Genomic DNA, 22271 nt, shown 5'->3' with positions numbered 1-22271 from the left:
AGAGGCAATATAGTATATGATGTATCAAACACAACTATGAAGTAAAGTTGGTGACGTAGATTGGAAACGATTATTACGATTTCATTTATGGTAATTATAGGCGCTTTTATCGGTGGGTTGACGAATTCATTAGCAATTAAGATGTTGTTTCGCCCCTATGAACCAAAATTTATTGGGAAATTTCAAATTCCCTTCACTCCAGGACTCATTCCGAAACGAAGAGATCAACTTGCCCAACAAATGGGTAAATTAGTCGTGCAACATTTACTAACAGAAGAAAGCATTCGTAAAAAGCTACAAGACGACGAGCTAAAAGGTATCGTGAAGGATAAGTTAATCAGTGAGTGGTCTAAATTAAAAGAGGAGCACCGTTCTGTAGATGAATGGTTAAGCGATTTAGGTATAAAGATTAATAAGAAAGATATGCAGCAGTTTGTAACCCAAAAAGGACTACAACAAATCGACAAAGTAGTAGTAGAGTGGAGTACTAAAACAGTAGATGATTCATTTGGTGATTTTATTTCTCATGAAGAAGTTCATCAATTAACCTCTTTTCTTCAAACGAAAATTCTCGGCATCATATCGAGTGAATCTACTCGTTTTCAACTGGAGAAGGTTGTTAGTAACTATGTTGAGTCGAAGGGCTTTTTAGGGAACATGCTTTTTTCAATGGTTAATCGTCAGGAGCTTTCAATGAAGATTCAACGACTGCTCATTCAATATATTCAGACAGAGGATGGCTATCAACTGTTATATAAGAATGTACAAAAAGAGTGGGAGCAATTAAAAGAACAAGAGCTAGGGACGCTGTTACGCTTCTTTTATAAAGAGGAAGTAAGAACGAAAATGAAGGCTTCTTTGAATCAACTTTTGTCTGTAGATAAAGTACTGCAGCTCTCTGTTCGTACGCTTTTATCTCCCGTTAATTCGAATGTAACAAAAGAATGGATTCCACTTTTTACAGAAAAGGCTTTTGATATGTTAGTGAAACAAATTCCTCAAATTTTGAAACAGCTAAATATAGAGAAGATGGTGGAAGCACAGGTTGCCACATTCCCAACAAAAAGAATGGAAGAAATGGTGCTCTCTATCTCGCGAAAAGAATTTAAATGGATTACATATCTTGGGGCATTGCTTGGTGGATGGATCGGACTTTTACAAGGTCTTCTACTTTATTTTACTAATTAGAGAGATTTCAAGGATAGAATATTGGAGTTTTAGCATCAAAATCGGTGAGGAATTACAATTTTCATAAATTATCCGCTATCAGTTGGATAACCGAATAATCTTTGTTATAGTGAAATAGCACATAATAAAAAGCTCATGTGTACGTTTAATCTAAACCCTAGGAGGATTTATTTTATGTCCGAAATTAACAATCATGCGGAAGCATTACAACATGCAATTCGCGAAAGTGAAGAATTCCAAGCATTGCAAGCAGCCTATAATAAAGTAATGAATGATCCAAGCTCTAAAGAGATGTTCGATAACTTTCGTAATATCCAAATAGAGTTACAACAAAAGCAAATGCAAGGCATGGAAATAACTGAGGAAGAGATTGAGCAAGCGAAAAAAGTTGTAGAAGTTGTACAACAGCATGAAGGAATCTCTGACCTTATGACACAGGAGCAAAACGTTAATAATCTAATTAACGAACTGAGTCAAATTATTACGAAACCGTTAGAAGAATTATACCAAATGTAATGAAAATGATATCCTGGTTAATGACAATAATCGTTCATTAACTAGGATTTTTTGTTTTAAAATGAACAGAGGAAAAACAAGCAACTCGGAATTATTCATATACTTGTTACCCCCCCTCATATGGGGAAGTATCAAAAAGGTGAAACTAATTGAATCTTTGTACGTATGTTTATAAGAGAAGGAGGAGAAAAAATGACACTGAAATTAGAACATGTTACGAAAAAGTTTGGCAATTTTACCGCTGTAAATGATTTATCATTAGAAATACCCGAACATGCTATTTTTGGTTTTTTAGGAGCAAACGGAGCGGGAAAAACGACCTCATTTCGAATGATACTCAATCTCATAGACCCAACGTCCGGTACGATTACATGGAAAGGGAAACCGATTGACTATAGTAGAACGGATGAAATTGGCTATTTACCAGAAGAGCGCGGGTTATATCCAAAACTAAAAGTACAGGAACAAATTATTTATTTAGCGAAATTAAGGGGAATGTCGAAACAAGATACACAAAGAGCGTTAAAGGAATGGTTAGATCGATTTCAAGTACCTCAATACTTAGACAAGAAGATAGAAGAGTTATCCAAAGGAAACCAGCAAAAAATACAATTTATTGCCTCTGTTATACATAATCCAAAATTACTTATTCTAGATGAGCCATTTTCTGGTCTGGATCCAGTGAATGTAGAGCTGATGAAGGATGCTGTAAAGGATCTTGCGAAAGAGGGTACTTCCATTGTTTTCTCATCTCATAGAATGGATCACGTTGAAGAACTATGTGAACATTTATGTATGATGCAGCATGGTAAACCTATTTTACATGGAAACTTAAGAGAAATTAAACGTTCGTTTGGAAAGAAAAACTTAAAAGTACAGGCAGATTTTGATGTAAGTTTTATTGAAAAGATTCCAGGCGTTGTAGGTGCAAAATATTATTCCGATACAGGCTTATATCAAATTGAAAATGAAGATGTATCTCAGCGGATTTTAGAAGAATTACAAGGTAAAGGATTTGTACGAAAGTTTGAATTAGATGAGCCTAGCTTAAATGATATCTTTATTGAGAAAGCAGGGGAATCCTATGAATAAGTTTGGAACAGTTTTTGGTCATACGTTTAAGACGAAAATTATGTCAAAATCATTTATTTGGACAACGATAATATTTGTAGCATTCATCATTCTTTTTGGGAATATTCAATCGATCATTTCGTTGTTCGATAGTGAAGAAACAAGGACAATTGCTGTAGTAACAGAGGACACCGAAGTCTTTGAACAGTTGGAAGCATCCATCAGTGAGAAAAACGATGACCTGGAAGTAGTTCTTTATCAAGGATCGGTGACGGATGCTCAGAATGAAGTAAAAGAGGATAAATACAACGGTGTTTTAGAAGTAACCATGAACGAACAAGAGCAAAAAGCCGTATTTTATACGACACTAAATGCCAACCAAACATTAGGTCTTCAACTACGAGGAGAGCTAGAACAAATTAAAACAGAAATCGCTACGGTTCAGGCTGGAATAGAGTCACATGTTATTGATTCTATTTTTGCACCACTTGATTTTCAAAATGAATACATTCAATCATCTGACCAGTCTGCGAGCTCTGTAAAGACAGAATCGGAATTAAATAGCGCAAGAGGTTTAGTTTATATTATTCTCTTCTTACTCTATTTTGCAGTTATTACGTATGGAAATATGATTGCCATGGACATAGCAAACGAAAAAACATCTAGAGTAATGGAAATTCTTATTTCTAGTTCTTCGCCAGTAAGTCAAATGTTCGCCAAAATATTAAGTATTGGTCTAGTGGGGTTAGTTCAAATTTCTATCTTCCTCATGACAGCCTTTATTATATTTACACAGAAAAAGGATGAAATGATTGGAAGTATCATGGAGGAATTTGGCTTTACGAATTTTGATTTCAATGTCGTCATTTATGCAATTATTTTCTTCTTGTTAGGCTATTTCTTATATGCGACATTATCAGCGATGTTAGGGTCATTAGTAAGTAGAACAGAAGATGTGCAGCAATTAATGATGCCTGTTACGTTACTAATCATTGTTGCCTTTTTCATTGCAATGTATGGCTTAGGAATGCCGAATTCCAAGCTTGTCGTTATCGCTTCGTATATACCATTCTTCTCACCATTAGCCATGTTCTTACGAGCAGGCTTACTCTCTATTCCGATGTGGGAAATTGCTTTAAGTATCGGAATCTTAGTAGCAAGTATTGCGATATTAGCTTGGATAGGTGCAAGAGTATACCGTGGTGGTGTACTAATGTACGGTCCTTCAAGCTCATTAAAAGACTTTAAGCGAGCAATCCAGCTCTCGAAAAAGGAATAAGTTAACTATACCGGAAAGTTGTTGGTTTCTATAACCAACTCTGTCCGGTTTTTTATGTCTATTAAAAGCGCTACTATAATGTTCGCCTGTATTACAACTAGCGCAAATGAACAGTCGACATATTCAATAGGAAAGCTAGCACCTCCGAACGTGCATTCGCTCGTGGCGTTTGTTATGATAGATGTAGAGGTGATTACGGTGAGAAAAACCATTCGATTTATTCATTGTGCAGACTTACATTTGGATAGCCCCTTTAAAGGTTTACGACATATTCCAACTAAATTATTGGAAGAAATTCAGTTAAGTACATATCGGGCTTTTCAACGTTTAATTGATACTGCAATTGATAGAAATGTAGATTTCGTTCTCATCGTAGGAGACGTTTTCGATGGCGAACAACAAAGTATGAGAGCACATATTACACTTAAAACAGGGTTTGAAAAACTAGCTAGGCACAACATACAGGTCTATCTTTCCTACGGTAATCATGATTTTTTAGAAAGTCACACGTTACCTAGAAACTACCCAGAGAATGTTCACATTTTTAATTCTAGTAATGTCACTCATTTTCCTTTTATAAAAGATAATCAAAAGCTAGCTAATATTTATGGTTTTAGCTATTCAAAACGAGAGGTACTAGTTAATAAAGTGCCCGAATACAAACCAACTGAAGAAGAGAGTATTTTTCATATCGGTACATTACATGGAAGCCTTGGTAATGAAAAGAACAGCGAGGATCATGCTGTTTATGCACCTTTCCAATTGACAGAGTTAAAGCAAAGCAAGATGGATTACTGGGCATTAGGCCATATACATAAACGAGAGGAAATCTCTCACGAACCTCCTATTATATATCCAGGAAATACTCAAGGGAGGTCTAGGAAAGAATCAGGTGAAAAAGGATGCTATTTTGTAAGCTTATCCGAAAATCAAACTGAATTTACATTTCTCCCTTTACAAGAGATTCGCTATGAAAACGAAATACTAGATATGTCTCCTGTGGAAAACATTTATGAGCTAGCAGATGTAGTAGACAGGCTTGTGGAAAGAGCTGGAGACAGATATGGTAAAGTTTTCCTTTCTTTAATCTTGAAAAATAGGAAAGAAGATTGGAGTATGGATCGAATTCAAGAACTTATTGATATAACGAATGAAAAATACACAGATCAAAAAAACTGGGTCTATATATATAAAATTCATCATCAGCAAGAAAAGAAAGAATCGATGGAACAACCAGGAAACAAATTTTTAGTCGAGTTAATGAGGCAAATCCACAATGGTGATGAACGGGCATTAGAAGAGCTTTGGTTACATACAGAAGGTAGTAAATGGCTAGAAAGACCAGATGAAGAGGAACTAGCTACGATTCGGGGGGAAGCAGAAGAACTATTACGGAATATGCTGCAAGAAGGGATAGATCGACATGCGAATTAAAGAAGCCCATATATTTGGATTTGGCAAATGGCAGCAAAAAAACTGGCAATTTAATGATGACGACATCGTCCAAATAACAGGAGATAATGAAGCCGGAAAATCAACTTTGCGTCAATTTATTTTATATATACTATTTGGGCAAAAACCACGTGATGTTGAGAAATATATTCCAAACGATGGTGCGGTTTTAGGTGGTAGATTACGAGTTGCTGGATTAGATAACGAAGACATCACGATTGAGCGAGTCTATCAAAAAAATAAAAATAAAGCTACTGTTTATTTTAACAATGGAACAATGAAAGATGAGAGCTGGTTACAACAAGCTATGCAAGGAATGGATCGTGCACATTATGAAGCGATTTTTACATTTGATTCGATGGACTTACAACGGATAAAATCACTCCATCATGATGACTTGCATGAAGTATTATTAACGATTGGTATGATTGGTTCGGAGCGAATATATGAGTCAGAGAAAAAGCTAGAAAAAGAGCTGCAGCTTTTATTTAAACCATATGGAAAGAAACCAATAATCAATACTCTATTGCAAGAATTGAAAGAGTTAAAAAAACAATTAGCAAGTGCTCAAGAAAAAGAGTCTGTTTACGAAAATCATTTAACTGAGTTAAAAGAAAAGGAGCTTTTGCTAGAACGAGTAAACGAGCAAAAGAAAATGTTAGAAGATACCCATTCCTACTACGAAAGGATACGTGCTTATTACCCTAATATAGAGGAATATTATCTCCTCTCTCAAAAGCGCAAACGATTAGACGCTCCATTAACGTTTCCAACAGACGGAATAAATCGACTTCATCAATATAAAGAGGCAATTTTACCAATAAGAAGTGAACTCCTCGTCTTAGAGAAGAATATGCAATCTCTTGAAAAAGAAATAGAGAAATCCTCATCCTTAACAGATGAGCAATTTAACAAACTTGTTAATCAAAAGCAACTACTTGTTCAAATAGAAGGGTTATCTGAAGAGTTAGGGAATCTACAGGAAACAGTTAACAAAGAAGTAAAAGAAATAGAAGAAAAGCTAAATTCTCTTCAATTGAGTCCATTGCACATTGATTTGGATGCGTTGACGCTATCCTTCCAAACAGAAGAAGAGTGGTCCACTCTTGTAAAAGAGAAGGAACAGATCATTATGGAAGAAAGCTACATTAAAGCAGAAATTGAAGGCGTGCAACGTAAGGATAAGGCGATAGAAAAAGACATAGATCGTCTCCAAGCCAAAGCATTAACAGACAATGACCGCAGGAATTATGCTAACTTGTTAGCGGAACAGGAGGAATCAAGTGAACTAGCAAAGCAATCGAAGAAATATAAGCGCTGGAAAACGCAATATAAAAAGGTAGGTAAAACTGTTTTCCTCGTGTCTTTAGCTATTTTAACCATGGCTGTTCTTATTAGTTTCTTGACCAATCCAATTATCGGATATTTAGGTGGAGGTCTAGCAATCGTACTAACAGGAGGCTATTGGGTATACGGAAATACGTTAGAAAAATGGTTGAAGCCTGAAGGGACGAACCAAAGCAAACCTCTCAATAACGAGGAACGAATTCGTATTCAAGGGATTTTGGAAGATCAATATAAATTAGAAAACCAAATTGTAGAGTATAAAAGAGAAAAGACTAAAATTCAGAGAGAAATGATTCAATTAGAAGAACGTCTACAAACAATAAATAGACAAAAATACCGTTTGGAAAATCGGATTAAAGAACAAGTCAGCCATTTTCCATTTTTAGATGGGATTCCTTTAACATATTGGCCAAAGCTTTATTCGCAATTACAGCAAGTTAAAGCAAAAAACAGATCGGTTCTCGAAATAAAGGAAAAAGTAAAAGCAAAAAATCAGGATATTCAACGGTTAAAGGAACAATTAGCGACGGACTTTTCGTATGACTTAGAAAGTATCGAAGTAAAAATAAAAACGGAAACTCAAAAGCGAGAAACTCTCCATTATAACAAGAAGCAATACGATGAGTTTTCTCAACAGCGTGAGAATATATTAGAGAAAATCCGACCATATCAAGAGGAAATTCATCGATTATTATCTTCAGCTAATACGGATAATGAAGAAGTATTTATTAAACTAGGGGAAGAATATGCCGAAGCTAAACGAATGGATGATAGATTAAAACAGTTAAAGGATAGCCTACTCGTATTGTTTAGCGAATCGGAATTGGAGCAATGGAGAAATGGCAAGATTGAAGCGAAACAGACAGTTGATAACAAGTTATTAGCAATCAAGGAAGATATAGATCAAGTAACACATCAAATACAAAAGTTGCAAAAAGAAATAAGTGATCGGCAAGCTGCAATTTCTATTCTAGAAACAAGTGCTGATAGCTCTATTGTTCGCTATGAATTAGCTATGAAACAGGAAGAATTACGACACTATGCCCATAAATGGAGTGTGCATCAATATGCCTTAGCATCACTAGAGAGAACGAAAACAAGTTTTTCTGAAAAATATTTACCGCTAGTGTTAGAAAATGCCTCTAGATATTTTAATGAGTTAACACTGGGGAATTATATTCGTATATACTTTGATGAAGAAAACCACTCCTTACTTGCAGAACATAAAAATGGATTTAATTATACGATAGATTCTTTATCACAAGGAACGTTGGACCAATTATATATTGCACTTCGACTAGGATTAGCTCATGTTACGAGTTCTACAATGGCATTACCATTTCTTATTGATGACGGATTTGTACATTTTGACCCCGAGAGAAGGAAGCAAATGATGAGGATTTTAGAAGAAATAAGTACTCGACATCAAGTCATTTATTTTTCAACTGTCCATTTGGACCGAGATGTTAAGCTATATAAAAGATAAGGCCGCACTTTTTTTAGTGCGGTCTTACTTTCCGAGATTTTATATGACACAGGGCATCACATTAACTATTCTATAGCAAATAGGAATGCTTATTTTTCGTTATCTGCTTCTGTGTTTTCATAACGACTGTCTAAATAATCGACAATATGAATAATATATCCTTCGATGTTTTGAGGCTTTCTTACGGCGCTACCCCATTCTGGTAAACCATGATGACATAAAATACAATGTGACATTAAATGAATTTGTTCCATACTAAGCTGGATTTGATGGTCATTGACGACTTTATTTAAAATTAGAACACCGTACGGAATATGACCAACCATGACACCAAGTGAATCCATTGCGATGCCAGACTGTACTTGTCGAGTATCCTCAAATAGAGCGGAAGGGAAAAGATACGTAAAGAAATCATCATTACGACCGGCATAGTTATATTCTGCTAGTTTCCCAATGTCATGGAACAAAATACTCGTCATCAATGCGTCTTCATTAATCGTATCATATTTAAACTCTGTCATACCATGGAGCATGGAATACAGGTGATCAATTGTATCCTTCCATATGAATCTATGAAAATCTTCCTCACTTTTTAATGATTCCCATATTTCTACTTTATATTGCTTTTCAACTTGATGTATCAGTCGAATGACAGCTTGAAATGGGTTTTCTTCTATCTTAATTATGTAACGACAAAAACGCATAAGGCCAACGGTATGTTTTAATAACCCACCTAAATAATTGTGATGCATTCCTTTGGCGGCAGGGCTCTTACTAAAAGAATCCCAGAATAAATCTAGCGTTCGAAAAGCTAACGTTTGATAAGGTTCTTGCAGTTCAAGCAAATAGGCAAATAATTCTTCGCTCAATTGATCTAAGTTTTGATTAGTAGAAGCGAGTAGGAGAGAAGGATTAACATCTTCTTTACTCGGTGAAAGTTCGTATACAGTTACACTTTTAAAGCCATTAAACTCATCCACCTGTCCCCTAATATAAAAGACACCATTACTCTCTAAGGTAGGAATATATTTCTCAATTTCTCCGTCGTTATCCCACATTTTTGCTGGAATATTACCTGACGGATTACTAAAGGAGAGTTTAAGAAATTTTTTATTGGTTTTCGTGTTTCTTAATTCAAAGTCGTTGATTAAGACAGTTGTAGAGACAGGTGCTCCTTTATCATGGTCATCTAATATAAAAGAAGTTTCTTCGGTATTGAATTGGGGAGGTAAATACTTCTCCATTAAATCGTTTTTTACATCTTCCTCCAATGAATAGGTGATTGGTATCATATCATAGAAATATTTTTTCACTTTACACACCGCCTTTTTGTGTTTCAATGAGAATAATGGAAAATAGAGGGTGCCCATATGGATCACCCTCTATGCAGAGATTGGTTTTGTCTGTCTATTATTCTTCGCTGTCCTCTGTTGCTTCTGTATCTTCCGCAGACTCTTCATCTGCTGGTTCCTCTTCAACTGGAGCTTCAGGAGTAGCTATTTCAAACATGTCTTTAAATTCGTCAATTTTCACATCAATGTTAGCATCTTCAATAAGTTGATTCACTTTTGCTTGGAATGCCATATTATCTACTTTTGTAGCTGCAATCTCACGACGAATTTGATCTTTCATGTTATCTAAATCATCGATATCTTCTGCTTCTTGTTTACCTAGAAGTTGGATAACGTGGAAGCCGTGTGTAGACTGTACTGGCTCACTAATTTCATCAATTTCCATTGTGTATACTGCCTCTTCAAACTCTGGAACCATGTCGCCTGCAGTAAATGGCTGTAATTCTCCACCATTTGCCGCGCTTCCTGGGTCAGTAGAATATTCTTCCGCTAGAGAAGCAAAATCCTCACCATTGTCTAGTTTCTCTTTTACTTCATTTGCTGTTTCTTCATCAGCAACTAGTATATGTCTAGCTTCAATAGTATACTTCATGCGATCATAACGTGCTTCGATCTCTTCGTCCGTAACTTCTACATCTTCTGTAGCTGCAGCTTCTTGAAGCATTTGTAAACGTAATTCTTCTTTAAATTGATCTTCGTCCTCAAAACCACTTTGTAGTAGGACCATATCCCACTGTTCTTCACCAAATTGCTCTTTATAGGATTCTAACTCTTTATCTACTTCATCGTCTGAGACATCATAATTATCTTCTAATATTGTTTTCAAAACGAGTTTTTGAAGTACTTGTTCGCCACTCTCCGCTTTCAACGCTTCATAATATTCTTCTTTCGTTACATTACCAGATTCCGTTTCTACTACTGTTTCAGAATCGCCTGATGAACATGCTGTAAGTGCTAATACTCCAGCTGTAAATGTTGCTGCAATCGCTAATTTTCTCATTGACTACACTCCTAATACGTTTAGACTAATTTTTTCATTCTTGCCATACTATAACATATTTTGTCTGAAAAAGATTGGAAAAATCGAGATTACTTAATTTTTATATATTTTTATATAGTTACTATAGGATAGATTATTCTTGTATCTACTATGTACCTTCAAAATGAATATAATCGCCTGGTCTCATGAATGTACCAGACGGATATCGTTAAATATTAATAATCTCTACATAAGAGGATACTAGTAATATCGTAATTAAAATATTAACGGTTCGAAACACATTTGGTTGTTTCTCCTGCGACATCTCTGTTTGTAAGCAAAGCCTCATCGTAAGAGAATTAAAGATGAGTAATACAAAAAAAGCAAAAAACGTAAAAATAAAGAACATTAATTTCGACCCCCTTGCTAGTCCTTTCATTACTTTAACAAAAAAAGTGTGATTTGAACAGTATAAGAAGAAAAAATGAAAGGCAGAAAAAAGGTTTTCTAATCTATCATTTTGTTCCTTGCTTTAATGTTGTGTAAGGGAAAAGATACAAGAAAACAAAGGTGAGGTAAGGATGTATCTATGTGTAAACAAAATTTCTAAATATGTAAAAAAAGTTTCAATTATCCTGAATTTACCTCAGTTCGATAATTGAAACTTTTAGAATCTAAATAATAAAGGAGAAAAAACCTTTTAAGCATTTAATTGCTCACTTTGTTTTTCGCCTTTTGTTTTTTCTTCTAATTCCCTTAAGCTTGATTCAATCTGTGTTAAATACTTTTGGATGTTTTTTTGATGAGGTTCTACAGTTTGTTTCCATGATTCAATAGAATTTTTCATATCTGTTGATAGTTCTTTAATAAGAGCTGCACCTTCTTTAGAAGTTTTCGTGATTTGTTCCTTTAAATCCATACCCTCTGCTCGTAAGCGATTCATTGTTTGTACAATATCTTCACTTCGTTGTTTCACATCAGCACGCATTTCTCGACCGGACTTTGGAGTGCTAAGTAGCGTTGCCGCAGCACCTACTACGCCACCTGCAAGGATTCCTAAAAGAAGTGATTTGCTATTAATCATTCTGAACCCTCCTTTCTATTATGCGCTCGGTTGGGAAGAGATGAATGTATAATCATCCATCTATGAGTTGTTAGTTATAACATTCTCTTTTTTCAACCATTTCAAACGCTATTTTCCTTTGGAAGTTTATGTTTATATTCCTGTAGCTATTTTCTGAGCGATATCTGCTAAATCAGAAGTTGAGTAATCGTCATTATGTGTAATCCATTTAGCATCAAATCCGTCGGTTCCGTCATATCTAGGGATAAGATGAATATGTATATGGAAAACAGATTGCCCCGCAGCAGTTCCGTTATTATTAAGAATATTAATACCAACTGGATTATATGCCTTTTTAATGGCGTTTGCGATTTTTGGAACGCGAGCAAAAAGGTTAGAGGCAACCTCTTCGGTTGTTTCATAAATGTTTTCTACATGCTTTTTCGGTATAATTAATGTATGCCCCTTTGTCACCTGACTAATATCTAGAAAGGCAAAGACTTCTTCATCTTCATAGACCTTGGCAGAAGGGATCTCACCATTTATTATTTTACAAAAGATACAATCATGCGCCGTACTCATTATTAAACACTCCTCTATAAAATGCTTACATTTATTTTATAGTATTGATTAGTGGTATTGCAAGCAACTACAGACAGGAAGTATAAGTTATGCTACACTTCCAGTTACATAAAACGAACTACTAAATAGCACAACAATAGAATGCAAATTAACTTACAACAATTTGTCATGTGAGCACCACATAAAAAAACTTTACTTTATTACGATTATATCGCGTAGGACAAGCAGTATGATAGGAGAAAGGATGATTGTAATGGAACCACTACTGAGAGTGAACGAATTAGAGGGTGGATATACACATAAAAATGTGTTGCATGGGATTTCATTTGATATATTTCCAAATGAAATTGTAGCTTTAATTGGTCTTAACGGAGCTGGAAAGAGTACGACCATAAAGCATGTAATTGGCTTAATGCACCCTAAAAAAGGAAGCGTAACAATACAAGGGAAGAGTTTTAATGAGGCGCCGGAAACGTATCGAAAACAATTTGGTTATATTCCGGAGATGCCGGTCTTATACGATGAATTAACATTAGAAGAACACTTGCGATTAACTGCGATGGCATATGAGTTAACAGAAGAAGAGTATGAGAAACGTGTACCACCTTTATTAAAGGAGTTTCGTTTAGAGAATAAATTAAAATTGTTCCCAATCCATTTCTCTAAAGGGATGCGCCAAAAAGTAATGATTATGTGTGCTTTTTTGACGGAACCAAACTTATATATTGTGGACGAGCCGTTTGTAGGATTAGATCCACTCGGCATTCAATCGTATTTACAGTGGATGAATGAAATGAAAGATAATGGTGCAGGTGTGCTCATGTCCACACATATATTAGCTACAGCAGAAAGATATTGTGATCGGTTCGTTATTATACATGACGGAACAGTACGTGCACAGGGAACATTAGAAGAGCTTCGCGAAACATTCCAAATGCCACGTGCAACGTTGGATGATATATATGTTCGATTAACGAAAGAAGCAGATGCCAATGCTTGATGTTAAACAATTATTTTCAGATAGATTAAAGGCACATGTACTTGAGTTGGGGAGATACTTACGATATATTTTCACTGGTCATTTAGCAATTGCGATGGTATTTATTCTTGGAGCATTGTCGATATATTATCAGCAATGGTTAGAACAAATGCCAGAGGGGTTTCCTTCTGAATGGCTAATGGCAATAATCTTCGGATTTGTTGCTGTATATGCTCCTATTCAAACCTTTCTAAAGAAAGCGGATCTTGTCTTTTTAATCCCAGCGGAGCATCGGTTGAAAGGTTTTTTCCTACGAGCGATACTGTATAGTTTTTTTACTCAATTGTATTTACTTGTTTTGGCTGTATTTGCTTTAGCACCATTGTATTTTCAAACTTATTCCAACTATACAGGGAAAGAGCTAGGTTTGTTATTTCTTCTATTAATCGTACTAAAAGTATGGGCTTATGTTGTGAGCTGGTGGATGCATAAAGTGAGGGATACGTCTACAAGAAGGATGGAATGGATCCTACGATTTTTGCTTGTTACTGCATTGGTATTTTTCTTTATGCAGCAAGAAATTATATTTACCATCATTCTCACTGTACTTTTAATTGGCCTTTGGCTTGTAAATATTTTCTTTGCCAAGCAGACAAACAGTGTGAATTGGGAATTATTAATCGAGCAAGATTATCAAAGGAAGCGTGCATTTTATCGTCTAGCAAACATGTTTACAGATGTACCCCATTTGGAAACACAGGTGAAGAAGCGACGCATTCTTGCCACAATGTTAACAAAAGGTATGCCAATCAAGACAGTGTCTACCTTTCTTTACCTGTTTCGATTAACAACCGTTCGTAGTACAGATTATTTAGGGATATTTTTGCGTTTACTTGTAATCGGACTCGTTCTCGTATGGACTGTTCCTAATCAATGGTTGATGCTTATATTCGGCTTTTTGTTTATGTATATTATTTTCTTACAGCTGTTGCCGTTATACCGTCATCACAGAACGTTAGTGTGGATTGAACTATATCCTATAAAAGCAGAAAAAAGACTAGCATCTTTTACGAAATGGATGCGTCAAATCATGTTGTTTTCAGCCATTCTATTTATAATTCCGTTCTTATTTGAACAGAGATGGCTAGAAGGAGCTATTATGATGGTAGCATCTTTAGTGTTTATTTACATGATTATACCGTCTTATATTCAACAAAAATATCGAAAAGAAGCATAAACACCAACCTATCCCCCAGTTCTGGGAGATAGGTTGGTGTGTTTTATTCACTAGTTAATGTTTGTAGGGTAAGGTTGATTAATGTTTTTGCTCCGATTAACATGGCTCGTTCATCAAAATCAAATAATGGATGGTGATGGGGAACGAAGTTGTTCTCGATTGCTGCTCCCGTAAAAAAGAATGCTCCAGGCCGTTCTTGTAAATAGTAAGAAAAATCTTCTCCGGTCATTGTAGGTTGGACGAAGATTGCTTTCTTTACGTCGGGAACCTGTTGTGCCGCCTGAATGACTCGTTCTGCATATTCTGGATGATTAATAACGGGTGGATACCCATTAAAATATTCAAATTTATATTCCATATCTCCAGCGAAAGTCGTTCCTTTAATGACACGTTCCATTTCTTCTACTATCCAATCTCGTAAATTAGAATCAAAGGTACGAACGGTTCCTTCAATTGTTGCCGAATGGGGAATCACGTTAAAGGTATTTCCAGCCTCGAATCGACCAACTGTAATAACCGCAGTATCAAGTGGGTTCACACGTCGGCTAACGATCTGTTGAAGCGCAGTAATTAATTGTGCCCCTATAACGATTGGATCCTTTGTTTGATGTGGAATCGCTCCATGGCCACCTTTTCCATGAAGTGTGATGGTAAAGCGGTCAGCAGCAGCCATTAGATGTTCAGATGCGGTATGAATCTCACCAAAAGGAGTATTCGTCCACAAGTGATTGCCGTAAACAACATCTACCCCATCTAAAGCACCGTCGCTTATCATTGATTTTGCTCCCCCAGGTGCTAATTCCTCTGCATGCTGATGAATGAGAACAACATTTCCTGAAAGTTCTGCCTGTTTACTATGTAGAACTTTTGCTATGATAAGCAACATTGCTGTATGTCCATCGTGGGCACAAGCATGCATAACCCCAGGTGTCTTCGAGCGATAGGCAACATCTTTTTCGTCTTGAATTGGTAGAGCATCAAAATCAGCTCGTAATGCAACAGTTTTACCAGGTTTTGCTCCTTTTATTGTCGCAACAATACCATTTCCTCCTACGTTGGATCGATATGGAATAGTTAATTTTTGATAGAATTTTTCAATATATGCTGCTGTCTCGTACTCTTTGAAAGACACTTCAGGATGTTGATGTAGATATCTTCTGATTTTTACCATTTCGTTATAATGCTCATCTAATAAGGAATATAAAGAATCTTTCATCATAAGCTCCTCCTATTGAAAACGCACATTATGGACTCTTTACTTGAAAATAGTATAGCATAGGAACGAGAATATGACGGAAGACTTCCAATTTTTACACTAAAAAAGAGCACCTATTCAAAATGAACAGGTGCTACAATCTATTATAAGCGGGAAATGAAAGTGTTACAGGTAAATTATTTGAAAAAACTTTTATCTGCTAACAATCGTTCAACTTCTTCTTTGTGATGTGTTTCATCAGCAATGAAATCCTCTAATTTAACTGCTAGTTCTGTTAAGCCTAATTCTTCTGCTTGTTCTTTGCGTTTTTCATATCTTTCCACAGTAGCCTTTTCCGCTTTGTAAGTGGCCTCAAGCATTTCTTGTACATCTGTTAATTGCTCCACCTTAGCTGGTGTCGTTGTCGGAGTACCACCTAATGTTTTAATTTTATCAGATAGATAGAGAGCATGTCCCATTTCATCATTTATTTCTTCCTCGAAAAAAGGTTTTAATAATGAACGGTAAAGTCCATTAACTGCGGCAGCATGATACGTATACATGATTGCTGCTGCGTATTCATTAGCTAAGTCTTCATTTAGTCCATCTATTAGCTGTTGTAATTTTTGATCAGTCTGTGCCATACATCCTCATCCTTTCATCTAATACCTAACCATCGTCTCCTTTACACTTTACCCTGCTTTCGGAAAAATAAACATGTTTTCATAGAAATCCTTATTTGTACTAAATGAAAATATATGCTATTCTTTTAAGTAATCTAAACTTTATATTGTTGCACTAGGGGAGCCTTAAAGGCTGAGACGGACAAAACTCTGGACCCTCAAAACCTGATCTGGTTAATACCAGCGTAGGGAAGTGGCTAATTATCTTTTTACATGGAACGATTAACTTTGAGATAATAACAAACCACTCTCCGACGCTGGAAGAGTGGTTTTTTGTGTTGACTAACATGAGCCTTATTATAAGGAGGGAACAATGGAGCTACATGTGATTACAAACGGAGATATGCTCCTAGAACATTGGGAACGAATTCCTCAATTTATTAATGAGATAGATTTTCTCCATATTAGGGAGCAATCTAAAACAGCCAATGAATTATTCACAATCGTGAACATGCTGTTGGAGAAAGGTGTTCCTGCTAATAAAGTAATTATTAACGATCGTCTTGATCTTGCACTAGTAATGGACGTGTATGGAATACAGTTAGGGTATCGAAGTATTCCATTATCGGTGGTAACGCAAAAGCAAATCTTTGAACATTTACAAGTAGGCAAATCGGTACACGATGTTGAAGAGGCCATTCGAGCAGAAGATGAAGGAGCAGATTATTTACTTTTTGGTCATGTTTTTTCTACTAATTCTAAGAAAGGCTTGCCACCTAGAGGAGTACAAAGTTTACATGCCGTGGTTCAATCCGTAGATATTCCGGTGGTTGCAATTGGTGGGATTACTCCATTGAACGTTGGAGAAGTTGTTGCCAACGGAGCCAAGGGTATTGCGATAATGTCACCAATCTGGAATACGAAGAACCCATTACAGCTTATAAATGAGTACCGAAACGCTAGTCATCTTTGAAAGGAGGCAGATAATGAATAAGAATTTTGACCAAATTATTATAGGGGGAGGCGTCTCCGGTAGTTCAATTGCCTATCACCTATCCAAACGAGGTAAAAAAGTACTTCTCTTGGAAGCGGATCAAATTGCAGCTGGAGCGTCGAGCGCAGCGGCTGGTATGTTAGGCGTACAAATGGAATTTACGGAATATTCACCTTTTTTTGAATTCGCTCAAGAAAGCAGAAACATGCACTCGGTTTTAGCGGAGAGCTTATATAAGCAAACAGGAATAAACGTACAATATTTGAAAAAGGGTGCAATGAAGCTAGCCTTTTCTGAGCCAGAATTCATCCAATTACAGGCTATAGCTCACTTTCAGCAACAAGCTGGACTTGATGCAAGAATCTTATTACCTAGGGAAATTGGGCAAATTGAGCCGAATATTGCCAGTCATGAAATAGTTGGTGCTTTGTATTGTCCTGAAGAGGCTCATGTATCCGCACCTCACTTAACCTTGGCTCTAGCGAAGGCAGCAGCTAATAATGGAGCTATTATTCTTGAAGGAACGGGTGTAACAAACCTGATTACTCAAGAAGAAACAATTATTGGTGTAGAGACGGCAATAGGTAATTATTATGCAGATCAAGTAGTTCTAGCAACAGGAACTAGCTTGCACCAATTTGCTTCTTTTTTACCTGATGACATATCTATTACGCCAGTGAAGGGGGAATGTGTTGCTCTAAAATCTGAAAAAAACATTTTTAATACGACCCTTTTCTCGGAGCGTTGTTATATCGTTAGTAAAAGTAATCGATATATCTTTGTTGGTGCAACGGTTAGAGAAGGGGAACGTGATTTGTCGGTTGATGCTGGGAGTGTTCACAAACTTCTTCATGATGCATTTACAGTGATGCCTAAACTACAGCAGACTCGATTTTCTCATGTATGGGCAGGATTCCGGCCTAAAGCAAAGAGAGAGGTTCCTTATTTAACTGAGGTGCACAACATGCAAGGACTCTATGTTGCGGCAGGACATTATCGAAATGGGATACTTTTAGCACCTATGACGGGTGTATATATGGCAGATATATTGGAAGATAAGTCTGTATCACCAGCCTATAAAGAAATGTTTTCTGTTCCAAATAGTTATCAAATATTAGAGGAGGAGTATCATTGACGATTGTTGTAAATGGTAATTCTTTAGAAATCTCAAATTCTGTGAAAAGTGTTGCAGAGCTTTTACAAGAGCTAAAGTTAGCAGACAAATCGCTCATCGTGGAGCATAACCAGAACATACTCACGAAGGAAGAGCATGTTAATGTAAGTATTAAAGACGGAGATCGTCTAGAGATTGTACATTTTGTTGGAGGTGGCTAAAATGCTAAAAATAGGAGATTATCAATTTCAATCAAGATTGTTTTTAGGAACAGGGAAATTCCCGAATTTCGATATACAGAAAGAGGCTGTCGATGTTTCAGAAACAGAAGTTTTAACATTTGCCGTAAGAAGGATGAATATATTTGACCCAGAGCAGCCTAATTTTCTAGAAAAGATTGATGTATCGAAGTATAAGTTTTTACCGAATACAGCTGGTGCCAAAACAGCGGAAGAAGCGGTTCGTATTGCGAAATTAGCAAAGGCATCGGGGCTTTGTCATATGGTAAAGGTAGAGATTATCGGTTGCGATAAAACATTGTTACCAGATCCTGTGGAGACATTAAGAGCAACAGAGATGCTATTGGAGGATGGTTTTACTGTACTTACCTATACATCCGATGATGTGGTGCTTGCTCGTAGATTAGAAGAGCTAGGAGCACATGCAATTATGCCTGGTGCTTCACCGATTGGTTCAGGCCAAGGCATTATTAATCCGTTAAATTTACAATTTATTATTAATCAATCCAATGTACCAGTAATAGTAGATGCAGGTATTGGTTCACCTAAGGATGCTGCATATGCGATGGAATTAGGTGCAGACGGTGTTCTATTAAACACTGCCGTTTCCGGTGCAGATGATCCTGTGAAAATGGCAAAAGCTATGAAACTAGCAACCGAAGCAGGAAGACTAGGTTTCGAGGCAGGTAGGATAGCGGAGAAAACATATGCAGTAGCTAGTAGTCCGAAAGAGGGAATAAGTATTGGAACTTGAACGTTATCATCGACAAATGTTATTTCAACCAATAGGTGAAGAAGGACAAAAACAATTATTGAATAGCCATGTGCTATTAGTCGGTGCAGGAGCACTCGGTACGAGTAGTGCGGAAATGCTTGTACGTGCCGGACTAGGAAGATTAACGATTATTGATCGAGATTATGTTGAAATGAGTAACATGCAGCGTCAGCATCTTTATACGGAACAAGATGTAAAGAATGAGACGCCAAAAGCGATAGCGGCACGTGACCATTTGCAACAGATTAACAGCAGTGTAACGATTAAAGCATTGGTTATGGATGCAGGACCTGATGAAATGGAGCCCTTGCTGAATGATGTAGATTTAATAATAGATGCAACGGATAATTTTGACATCCGATTTATTATTAACGATCTCGCAATTAAACATCAAATACCGTGGATTTACGGTGCGTGCGTAGCTAGTTATGGAGTTTCATTTGTTGTAATTCCGGAAGAGACACCATGTTTAGAATGCTTAATGGAGCATTTACCACAAGATGGAGCTACATGTGATACTGTCGGAATTATTAGCCCGGTTGTTCAGATGGTTGTTTCCTACCAAATTAGTGAAGCTATTAAACTATTAACAGGAAACAAGGATAAATTATCTGGAAAACTAATGGCATTTGATTTGTGGAATAATGAGCAGATGTCTTTAAGTGTAAATCAACTGAAAAAGAAGGATTGTACTACTTGTGGCAAGCATTTGTATCCTAATTTATCGTATGACAATCGGATGAAGCCAGCTGTCTTATGTGGAAGAAATACTGTGCAAATCCGACCACGTAAAGATGAAAATACCGATATAGCAAAGCTAATGGATCAATTAAAGCAAAATGAAAAGCTATCCGTTTCTGAAAACGCGTTTCTCATATCTTTTCAAGCGGATCCTTACCGGATTGTCGTTTTCCGTGATGGGAGAACACTAATCCATGGAACAAAAGATATAACAGAAGCCAAAAAAGTTTATAACCAATATATTGGTGGATAAGTGAAAAGAGTAAGTACTTAATTAACTTGAAATTTGATGAATTCTTAAGCTGAGTTAAAATACGAGACTCCTGTAGGAAAAGCAACAGCTAATTAGTTTAAGCGTTGACTTACATCCTATAGGTAAAAGCGACGTATTTTTGACTTAGCTTATTTTTTTATTTTTCGGATTTTTGGTAATTTGTTCAAAATTTTATATCTGGGGAACAAAAACTTCTAACTTAAAAAATTGTATGTTAAAATTTGATATGTATAATGAAGTAGTTGAGGGGGACGCCGATGAACACTCGGGAGGAACGTTTAGTCTTTATCATATGGGCTCAAAGTGTTATAGCAACTTTAGGTAGTTTATTTTACTCGGAAGGGATGGGTTTTGTTCCTTGTGAGTTATGTTGGTTTCAACGTATATTAATGTATCCGTTAGTTATTATCTATGGGTATGCGGTATATAAAAAGGATATTCGCTATGCGTACCCAGGTTTACTGTTGAGTGGAATCGGAATTCTCGTTTCTACCTATCATTATTTAGTTCAGCAATTACCAGGATTACAAGAAGCAGGACAAGGATGTGGAATTATTCCTTGTAATATGAAATATGTTGAGTTTCTAGGCTTCATTACGATACCTTTCCAAGCTCTTATCGCTTTTCTTGTTATCTTCTCAATACATATCGTATTGATCATCAAGCAAAGGAGAGAATCTAATTGAAAAAAATGATTATATTTGCAGTAGTGCTTGTTGTTATATTTGTTGCACTATTTGCAGTAGTGAACTATCAAAATAATAAAAAAGTAGAAGGCAACCCATACGGTAAATCCGACCTAGACCCGGCTACTATCGCTCAGCTAAATGATGACTTGTATCAAAATCTAATTATGCCTGATGAGTTAGAAGAGGCGGTAGAATCTGGTGAACCAACTACCATTTATTTTTATAGTCCAAGCTGTGTACACTGTCAACGTACAACACCAGTTGTTAAACCGATGGCAGAAAATTATGGTATTGATTTAAAACAGCTCAATCTTTTAGAATTCCCGGATCAATGGCAAAAATATAATATTAAAAATACTCCTACTATCGTACATTACGAAAATGGGGAAGAAGTAGCGCGTATTGTTGGTGAGCACCAACAACCAGCCTTTGAAGAGTTTTTTGAGAAGGAAGTATTAGCTGAGTAGGACAAGCAGAAAACAAAAATTCGGGAATTATTCCCGAATTTTTTTAATCGTCCTCGTCTTCTTTTTCACCAACGATATATGTTTTCTCGTAAGGTGGTTTAACGATATAATCTTCTTTTCCTTGTGCTGGAAAAAAGAGTTCCTCTTGTACCCTCCACATATTATATGTTTCCTCGTCACTCCATAGGGTTAATAAAATATAGTTACCTGTAGCCATTGGCTTAAGGACGCGAGCAGCAAGTGAACCTGGAACATTGGTTAATTCCTTGATTTTCTGTTTGTAATCCAGTTCAAAAATTGGCGTTCCTTCCTCTGTCACTGGTGTGTAATAAAGAGAGAGAAACCCTTCCTCATAAAGGTCACCAATAGAAGCAACAATCTCATAGTCTCTACTTTCATTGAAAAGTGATTGCTGTGATGCTTCATAATAAGCAAGTGCGCTATCTTCTGAATGCATCAGTACGAAAGGTGAGAAGTTACTCGATTCTTTTAGGTTTTCAAGATAATCGTAGGTTCCATTCGTAAAATATCCGTACAATGACGTTCACTCCTTTGTCATATTTTGTTTTAACGTAGCAAATTACTTGTCGGAAAGCAATGTTTTCCATTCCCTCTTATGCTAAAATAAA

Annotated in this window: 23 protein-coding genes and 1 riboswitch; of the genes, 15 read left to right on the top strand and 8 right to left on the bottom strand. The window is 36.3% G+C overall.

What is annotated here, in order from left to right; all coding sequences use genetic code 11:
- The first annotated feature begins 87 nt into the window (after positions 1-87).
- The 6 genes from GGQ92_RS07215 to GGQ92_RS07190 all read left to right on the top strand — a co-directional run bounded on the left by GGQ92_RS07215 (position 88) and on the right by GGQ92_RS07190 (position 8339).
- Positions 88-1188, top strand: coding sequence for a DUF445 domain-containing protein (locus GGQ92_RS07215; protein ID WP_425486388.1), 1101 nt, complete (start codon positions 88-90; stop codon positions 1186-1188).
- Between the two features lie 174 nt (positions 1189-1362).
- On the top strand, positions 1363-1704 hold the full coding sequence (locus GGQ92_RS07210) for a YlbF family regulator (protein WP_184246304.1): 342 nt from the start codon (positions 1363-1365) through the stop codon (positions 1702-1704).
- Positions 1705-1896: 192 nt separating this feature from the next.
- Positions 1897-2796, top strand: a complete 900-nt coding sequence (locus tag GGQ92_RS07205; protein ID WP_184246301.1) for an ABC transporter ATP-binding protein — start codon at positions 1897-1899, stop codon at positions 2794-2796.
- Positions 2789-4054, top strand: coding sequence for an ABC transporter permease (locus tag GGQ92_RS07200; RefSeq protein WP_184246298.1), 1266 nt, complete (start codon positions 2789-2791; stop codon positions 4052-4054). The genes GGQ92_RS07205 and GGQ92_RS07200 overlap by 8 nt, the downstream gene beginning before the upstream one ends.
- A 198-nt stretch (positions 4055-4252) precedes the next feature.
- On the top strand, positions 4253-5488 hold the full coding sequence (locus tag GGQ92_RS07195; RefSeq protein WP_184246295.1) for a metallophosphoesterase: 1236 nt from the start codon (positions 4253-4255) through the stop codon (positions 5486-5488).
- The gene (locus GGQ92_RS07190; protein ID WP_184246292.1) at positions 5478-8339 is read left to right on the top strand and encodes an ATP-binding protein; all 2862 of its coding nucleotides are present in this window, start codon (positions 5478-5480) and stop codon (positions 8337-8339) included. The genes GGQ92_RS07195 and GGQ92_RS07190 overlap by 11 nt, the downstream gene beginning before the upstream one ends.
- A gap of 89 nt (positions 8340-8428) precedes the next feature.
- Here the strand turns inward: GGQ92_RS07190 and GGQ92_RS07185 are convergent, their stop codons facing one another.
- The 5 genes from GGQ92_RS07185 to GGQ92_RS07165 all read right to left on the bottom strand — a co-directional run bounded on the left by GGQ92_RS07185 (position 8429) and on the right by GGQ92_RS07165 (position 12315).
- Positions 8429-9652 carry a hydrolase gene (locus GGQ92_RS07185; protein ID WP_343068784.1) on the bottom strand — a complete coding sequence of 408 codons (1224 nt, stop codon included), beginning with the start codon at positions 9650-9652 and terminating at the stop codon, positions 8429-8431.
- A 97-nt stretch (positions 9653-9749) separates the two neighbouring features.
- Positions 9750-10691 carry a peptidylprolyl isomerase gene (locus GGQ92_RS07180; RefSeq protein ID WP_184246289.1) on the bottom strand — a complete coding sequence of 314 codons (942 nt, stop codon included), beginning with the start codon at positions 10689-10691 and terminating at the stop codon, positions 9750-9752.
- A gap of 208 nt (positions 10692-10899) precedes the next feature.
- Complete coding sequence (locus GGQ92_RS07175) at positions 10900-11079, bottom strand: hypothetical protein (protein WP_184246286.1); 180 nt, start codon at positions 11077-11079, stop codon at positions 10900-10902.
- A gap of 291 nt (positions 11080-11370) precedes the next feature.
- A complete protein-coding gene (locus GGQ92_RS07170; RefSeq protein WP_184246282.1) occupies positions 11371-11754 on the bottom strand; it encodes a YtxH domain-containing protein in 384 nt (127 codons plus the stop codon).
- A gap of 132 nt (positions 11755-11886) precedes the next feature.
- A complete protein-coding gene (locus tag GGQ92_RS07165) occupies positions 11887-12315 on the bottom strand; it encodes an HIT family protein (RefSeq protein ID WP_184246279.1) in 429 nt (142 codons plus the stop codon).
- Positions 12316-12568: 253 nt separating this feature from the next.
- Between GGQ92_RS07165 and GGQ92_RS07160 the strand changes: the two genes are divergently transcribed.
- Entirely contained in the window at positions 12569-13315 is a 747-nt protein-coding gene (locus GGQ92_RS07160; RefSeq protein ID WP_184246276.1) for an ABC transporter ATP-binding protein, read from the top strand.
- Positions 13308-14531, top strand: a complete 1224-nt coding sequence (locus GGQ92_RS07155; protein WP_184246273.1) for an ABC transporter permease — start codon at positions 13308-13310, stop codon at positions 14529-14531. Before GGQ92_RS07160 ends, GGQ92_RS07155 begins: the two co-directional genes overlap by 8 nt.
- A gap of 43 nt (positions 14532-14574) precedes the next feature.
- Here GGQ92_RS07155 and GGQ92_RS07150 read toward each other — a convergent pair whose 3' ends face one another.
- Complete coding sequence (locus GGQ92_RS07150) at positions 14575-15747, bottom strand: M20 family metallopeptidase (protein WP_184246270.1); 1173 nt, start codon at positions 15745-15747, stop codon at positions 14575-14577.
- Positions 15748-15923: 176 nt separating this feature from the next.
- Positions 15924-16370, bottom strand: a complete 447-nt coding sequence (locus GGQ92_RS07145) for a ferritin-like domain-containing protein (RefSeq protein WP_184246267.1) — start codon at positions 16368-16370, stop codon at positions 15924-15926.
- Positions 16371-16516: 146 nt separating this feature from the next.
- A riboswitch (TPP riboswitch) is annotated at positions 16517-16618 on the top strand.
- Between the two features lie 104 nt (positions 16619-16722).
- On the opposite strand from GGQ92_RS07145, the gene GGQ92_RS07140 reads away from it, so the two are divergent.
- From GGQ92_RS07140 to GGQ92_RS07110, 7 genes are all read left to right on the top strand, one after another.
- A complete protein-coding gene (locus GGQ92_RS07140) occupies positions 16723-17322 on the top strand; it encodes a thiamine phosphate synthase (protein ID WP_184246264.1) in 600 nt (199 codons plus the stop codon).
- A 13-nt stretch (positions 17323-17335) separates the two neighbouring features.
- A complete protein-coding gene (gene thiO / locus GGQ92_RS07135) occupies positions 17336-18478 on the top strand; it encodes a glycine oxidase ThiO (protein WP_184246261.1) in 1143 nt (380 codons plus the stop codon).
- On the top strand, positions 18475-18678 hold the full coding sequence (gene thiS / locus GGQ92_RS07130) for a sulfur carrier protein ThiS (RefSeq protein WP_221437261.1): 204 nt from the start codon (positions 18475-18477) through the stop codon (positions 18676-18678). The genes thiO and thiS overlap by 4 nt, the downstream gene beginning before the upstream one ends.
- 1 nt (position 18679) lies before the next feature.
- Positions 18680-19450: a thiazole synthase gene (locus GGQ92_RS07125; protein WP_184246258.1), complete on the top strand. Its 771-nt coding sequence runs from the start codon at positions 18680-18682 to the stop codon at positions 19448-19450.
- A complete protein-coding gene (locus GGQ92_RS07120) occupies positions 19440-20465 on the top strand; it encodes a MoeB/ThiF family adenylyltransferase (protein ID WP_184246255.1) in 1026 nt (341 codons plus the stop codon). Before GGQ92_RS07125 ends, GGQ92_RS07120 begins: the two co-directional genes overlap by 11 nt.
- A 278-nt stretch (positions 20466-20743) precedes the next feature.
- A complete protein-coding gene (locus GGQ92_RS07115; RefSeq protein WP_184246252.1) occupies positions 20744-21172 on the top strand; it encodes a disulfide oxidoreductase in 429 nt (142 codons plus the stop codon).
- Positions 21169-21642: a thioredoxin family protein gene (locus tag GGQ92_RS07110; RefSeq protein ID WP_184246249.1), complete on the top strand. Its 474-nt coding sequence runs from the start codon at positions 21169-21171 to the stop codon at positions 21640-21642. The genes GGQ92_RS07115 and GGQ92_RS07110 overlap by 4 nt, the downstream gene beginning before the upstream one ends.
- A gap of 43 nt (positions 21643-21685) precedes the next feature.
- Here the strand turns inward: GGQ92_RS07110 and GGQ92_RS07105 are convergent, their stop codons facing one another.
- On the bottom strand, positions 21686-22180 hold the full coding sequence (locus GGQ92_RS07105) for an antibiotic biosynthesis monooxygenase family protein (protein ID WP_184246246.1): 495 nt from the start codon (positions 22178-22180) through the stop codon (positions 21686-21688).
- Positions 22181-22271 lie beyond the last annotated feature (91 nt).

This window comes from Gracilibacillus halotolerans, assembly GCF_014206945.1.
GTDB classification, from domain to species: Bacteria; Bacillota; Bacilli; order Bacillales; family Amphibacillaceae; genus Gracilibacillus; species Gracilibacillus halotolerans.
Note: the sequence above shows the minus strand (reverse complement) of the source record. Positions and strands in the feature narration are given on the sequence as shown.

Excerpts from the sequence above, each read along its gene's own strand:
- GGQ92_RS07215 (WP_425486388.1), top strand. The coding sequence starts at position 88 with ATGGTAATTATAGGCGCTTTTATCGGTGGGTTGACGAATTCATTAGCA.
- GGQ92_RS07210 (WP_184246304.1), top strand. The coding sequence starts at position 1,363 with ATGTCCGAAATTAACAATCATGCGGAAGCATTACAACATGCAATTCGC.
- GGQ92_RS07205 (WP_184246301.1), top strand. The coding sequence starts at position 1,897 with ATGACACTGAAATTAGAACATGTTACGAAAAAGTTTGGCAATTTTACC.
- GGQ92_RS07200 (WP_184246298.1), top strand. The coding sequence starts at position 2,789 with ATGAATAAGTTTGGAACAGTTTTTGGTCATACGTTTAAGACGAAAATT.
- GGQ92_RS07190 (WP_184246292.1), top strand. The coding sequence starts at position 5,478 with ATGCGAATTAAAGAAGCCCATATATTTGGATTTGGCAAATGGCAGCAA.
- GGQ92_RS07180 (WP_184246289.1), bottom strand. The coding sequence starts at position 10,691 with ATGAGAAAATTAGCGATTGCAGCAACATTTACAGCTGGAGTATTAGCA.
- GGQ92_RS07175 (WP_184246286.1), bottom strand. The coding sequence starts at position 11,079 with ATGTTCTTTATTTTTACGTTTTTTGCTTTTTTTGTATTACTCATCTTT.
- GGQ92_RS07170 (WP_184246282.1), bottom strand. The coding sequence starts at position 11,754 with ATGATTAATAGCAAATCACTTCTTTTAGGAATCCTTGCAGGTGGCGTA.
- GGQ92_RS07165 (WP_184246279.1), bottom strand. The coding sequence starts at position 12,315 with ATGAGTACGGCGCATGATTGTATCTTTTGTAAAATAATAAATGGTGAG.
- GGQ92_RS07160 (WP_184246276.1), top strand. The coding sequence starts at position 12,569 with ATGGAACCACTACTGAGAGTGAACGAATTAGAGGGTGGATATACACAT.
- GGQ92_RS07155 (WP_184246273.1), top strand. The coding sequence starts at position 13,308 with ATGCTTGATGTTAAACAATTATTTTCAGATAGATTAAAGGCACATGTA.
- GGQ92_RS07150 (WP_184246270.1), bottom strand. The coding sequence starts at position 15,747 with ATGAAAGATTCTTTATATTCCTTATTAGATGAGCATTATAACGAAATG.
- GGQ92_RS07145 (WP_184246267.1), bottom strand. The coding sequence starts at position 16,370 with ATGGCACAGACTGATCAAAAATTACAACAGCTAATAGATGGACTAAAT.
- GGQ92_RS07140 (WP_184246264.1), top strand. The coding sequence starts at position 16,723 with ATGGAGCTACATGTGATTACAAACGGAGATATGCTCCTAGAACATTGG.
- thiO (WP_184246261.1), top strand. The coding sequence starts at position 17,336 with ATGAATAAGAATTTTGACCAAATTATTATAGGGGGAGGCGTCTCCGGT.
- GGQ92_RS07125 (WP_184246258.1), top strand. The coding sequence starts at position 18,680 with ATGCTAAAAATAGGAGATTATCAATTTCAATCAAGATTGTTTTTAGGA.
- GGQ92_RS07115 (WP_184246252.1), top strand. The coding sequence starts at position 20,744 with ATGAACACTCGGGAGGAACGTTTAGTCTTTATCATATGGGCTCAAAGT.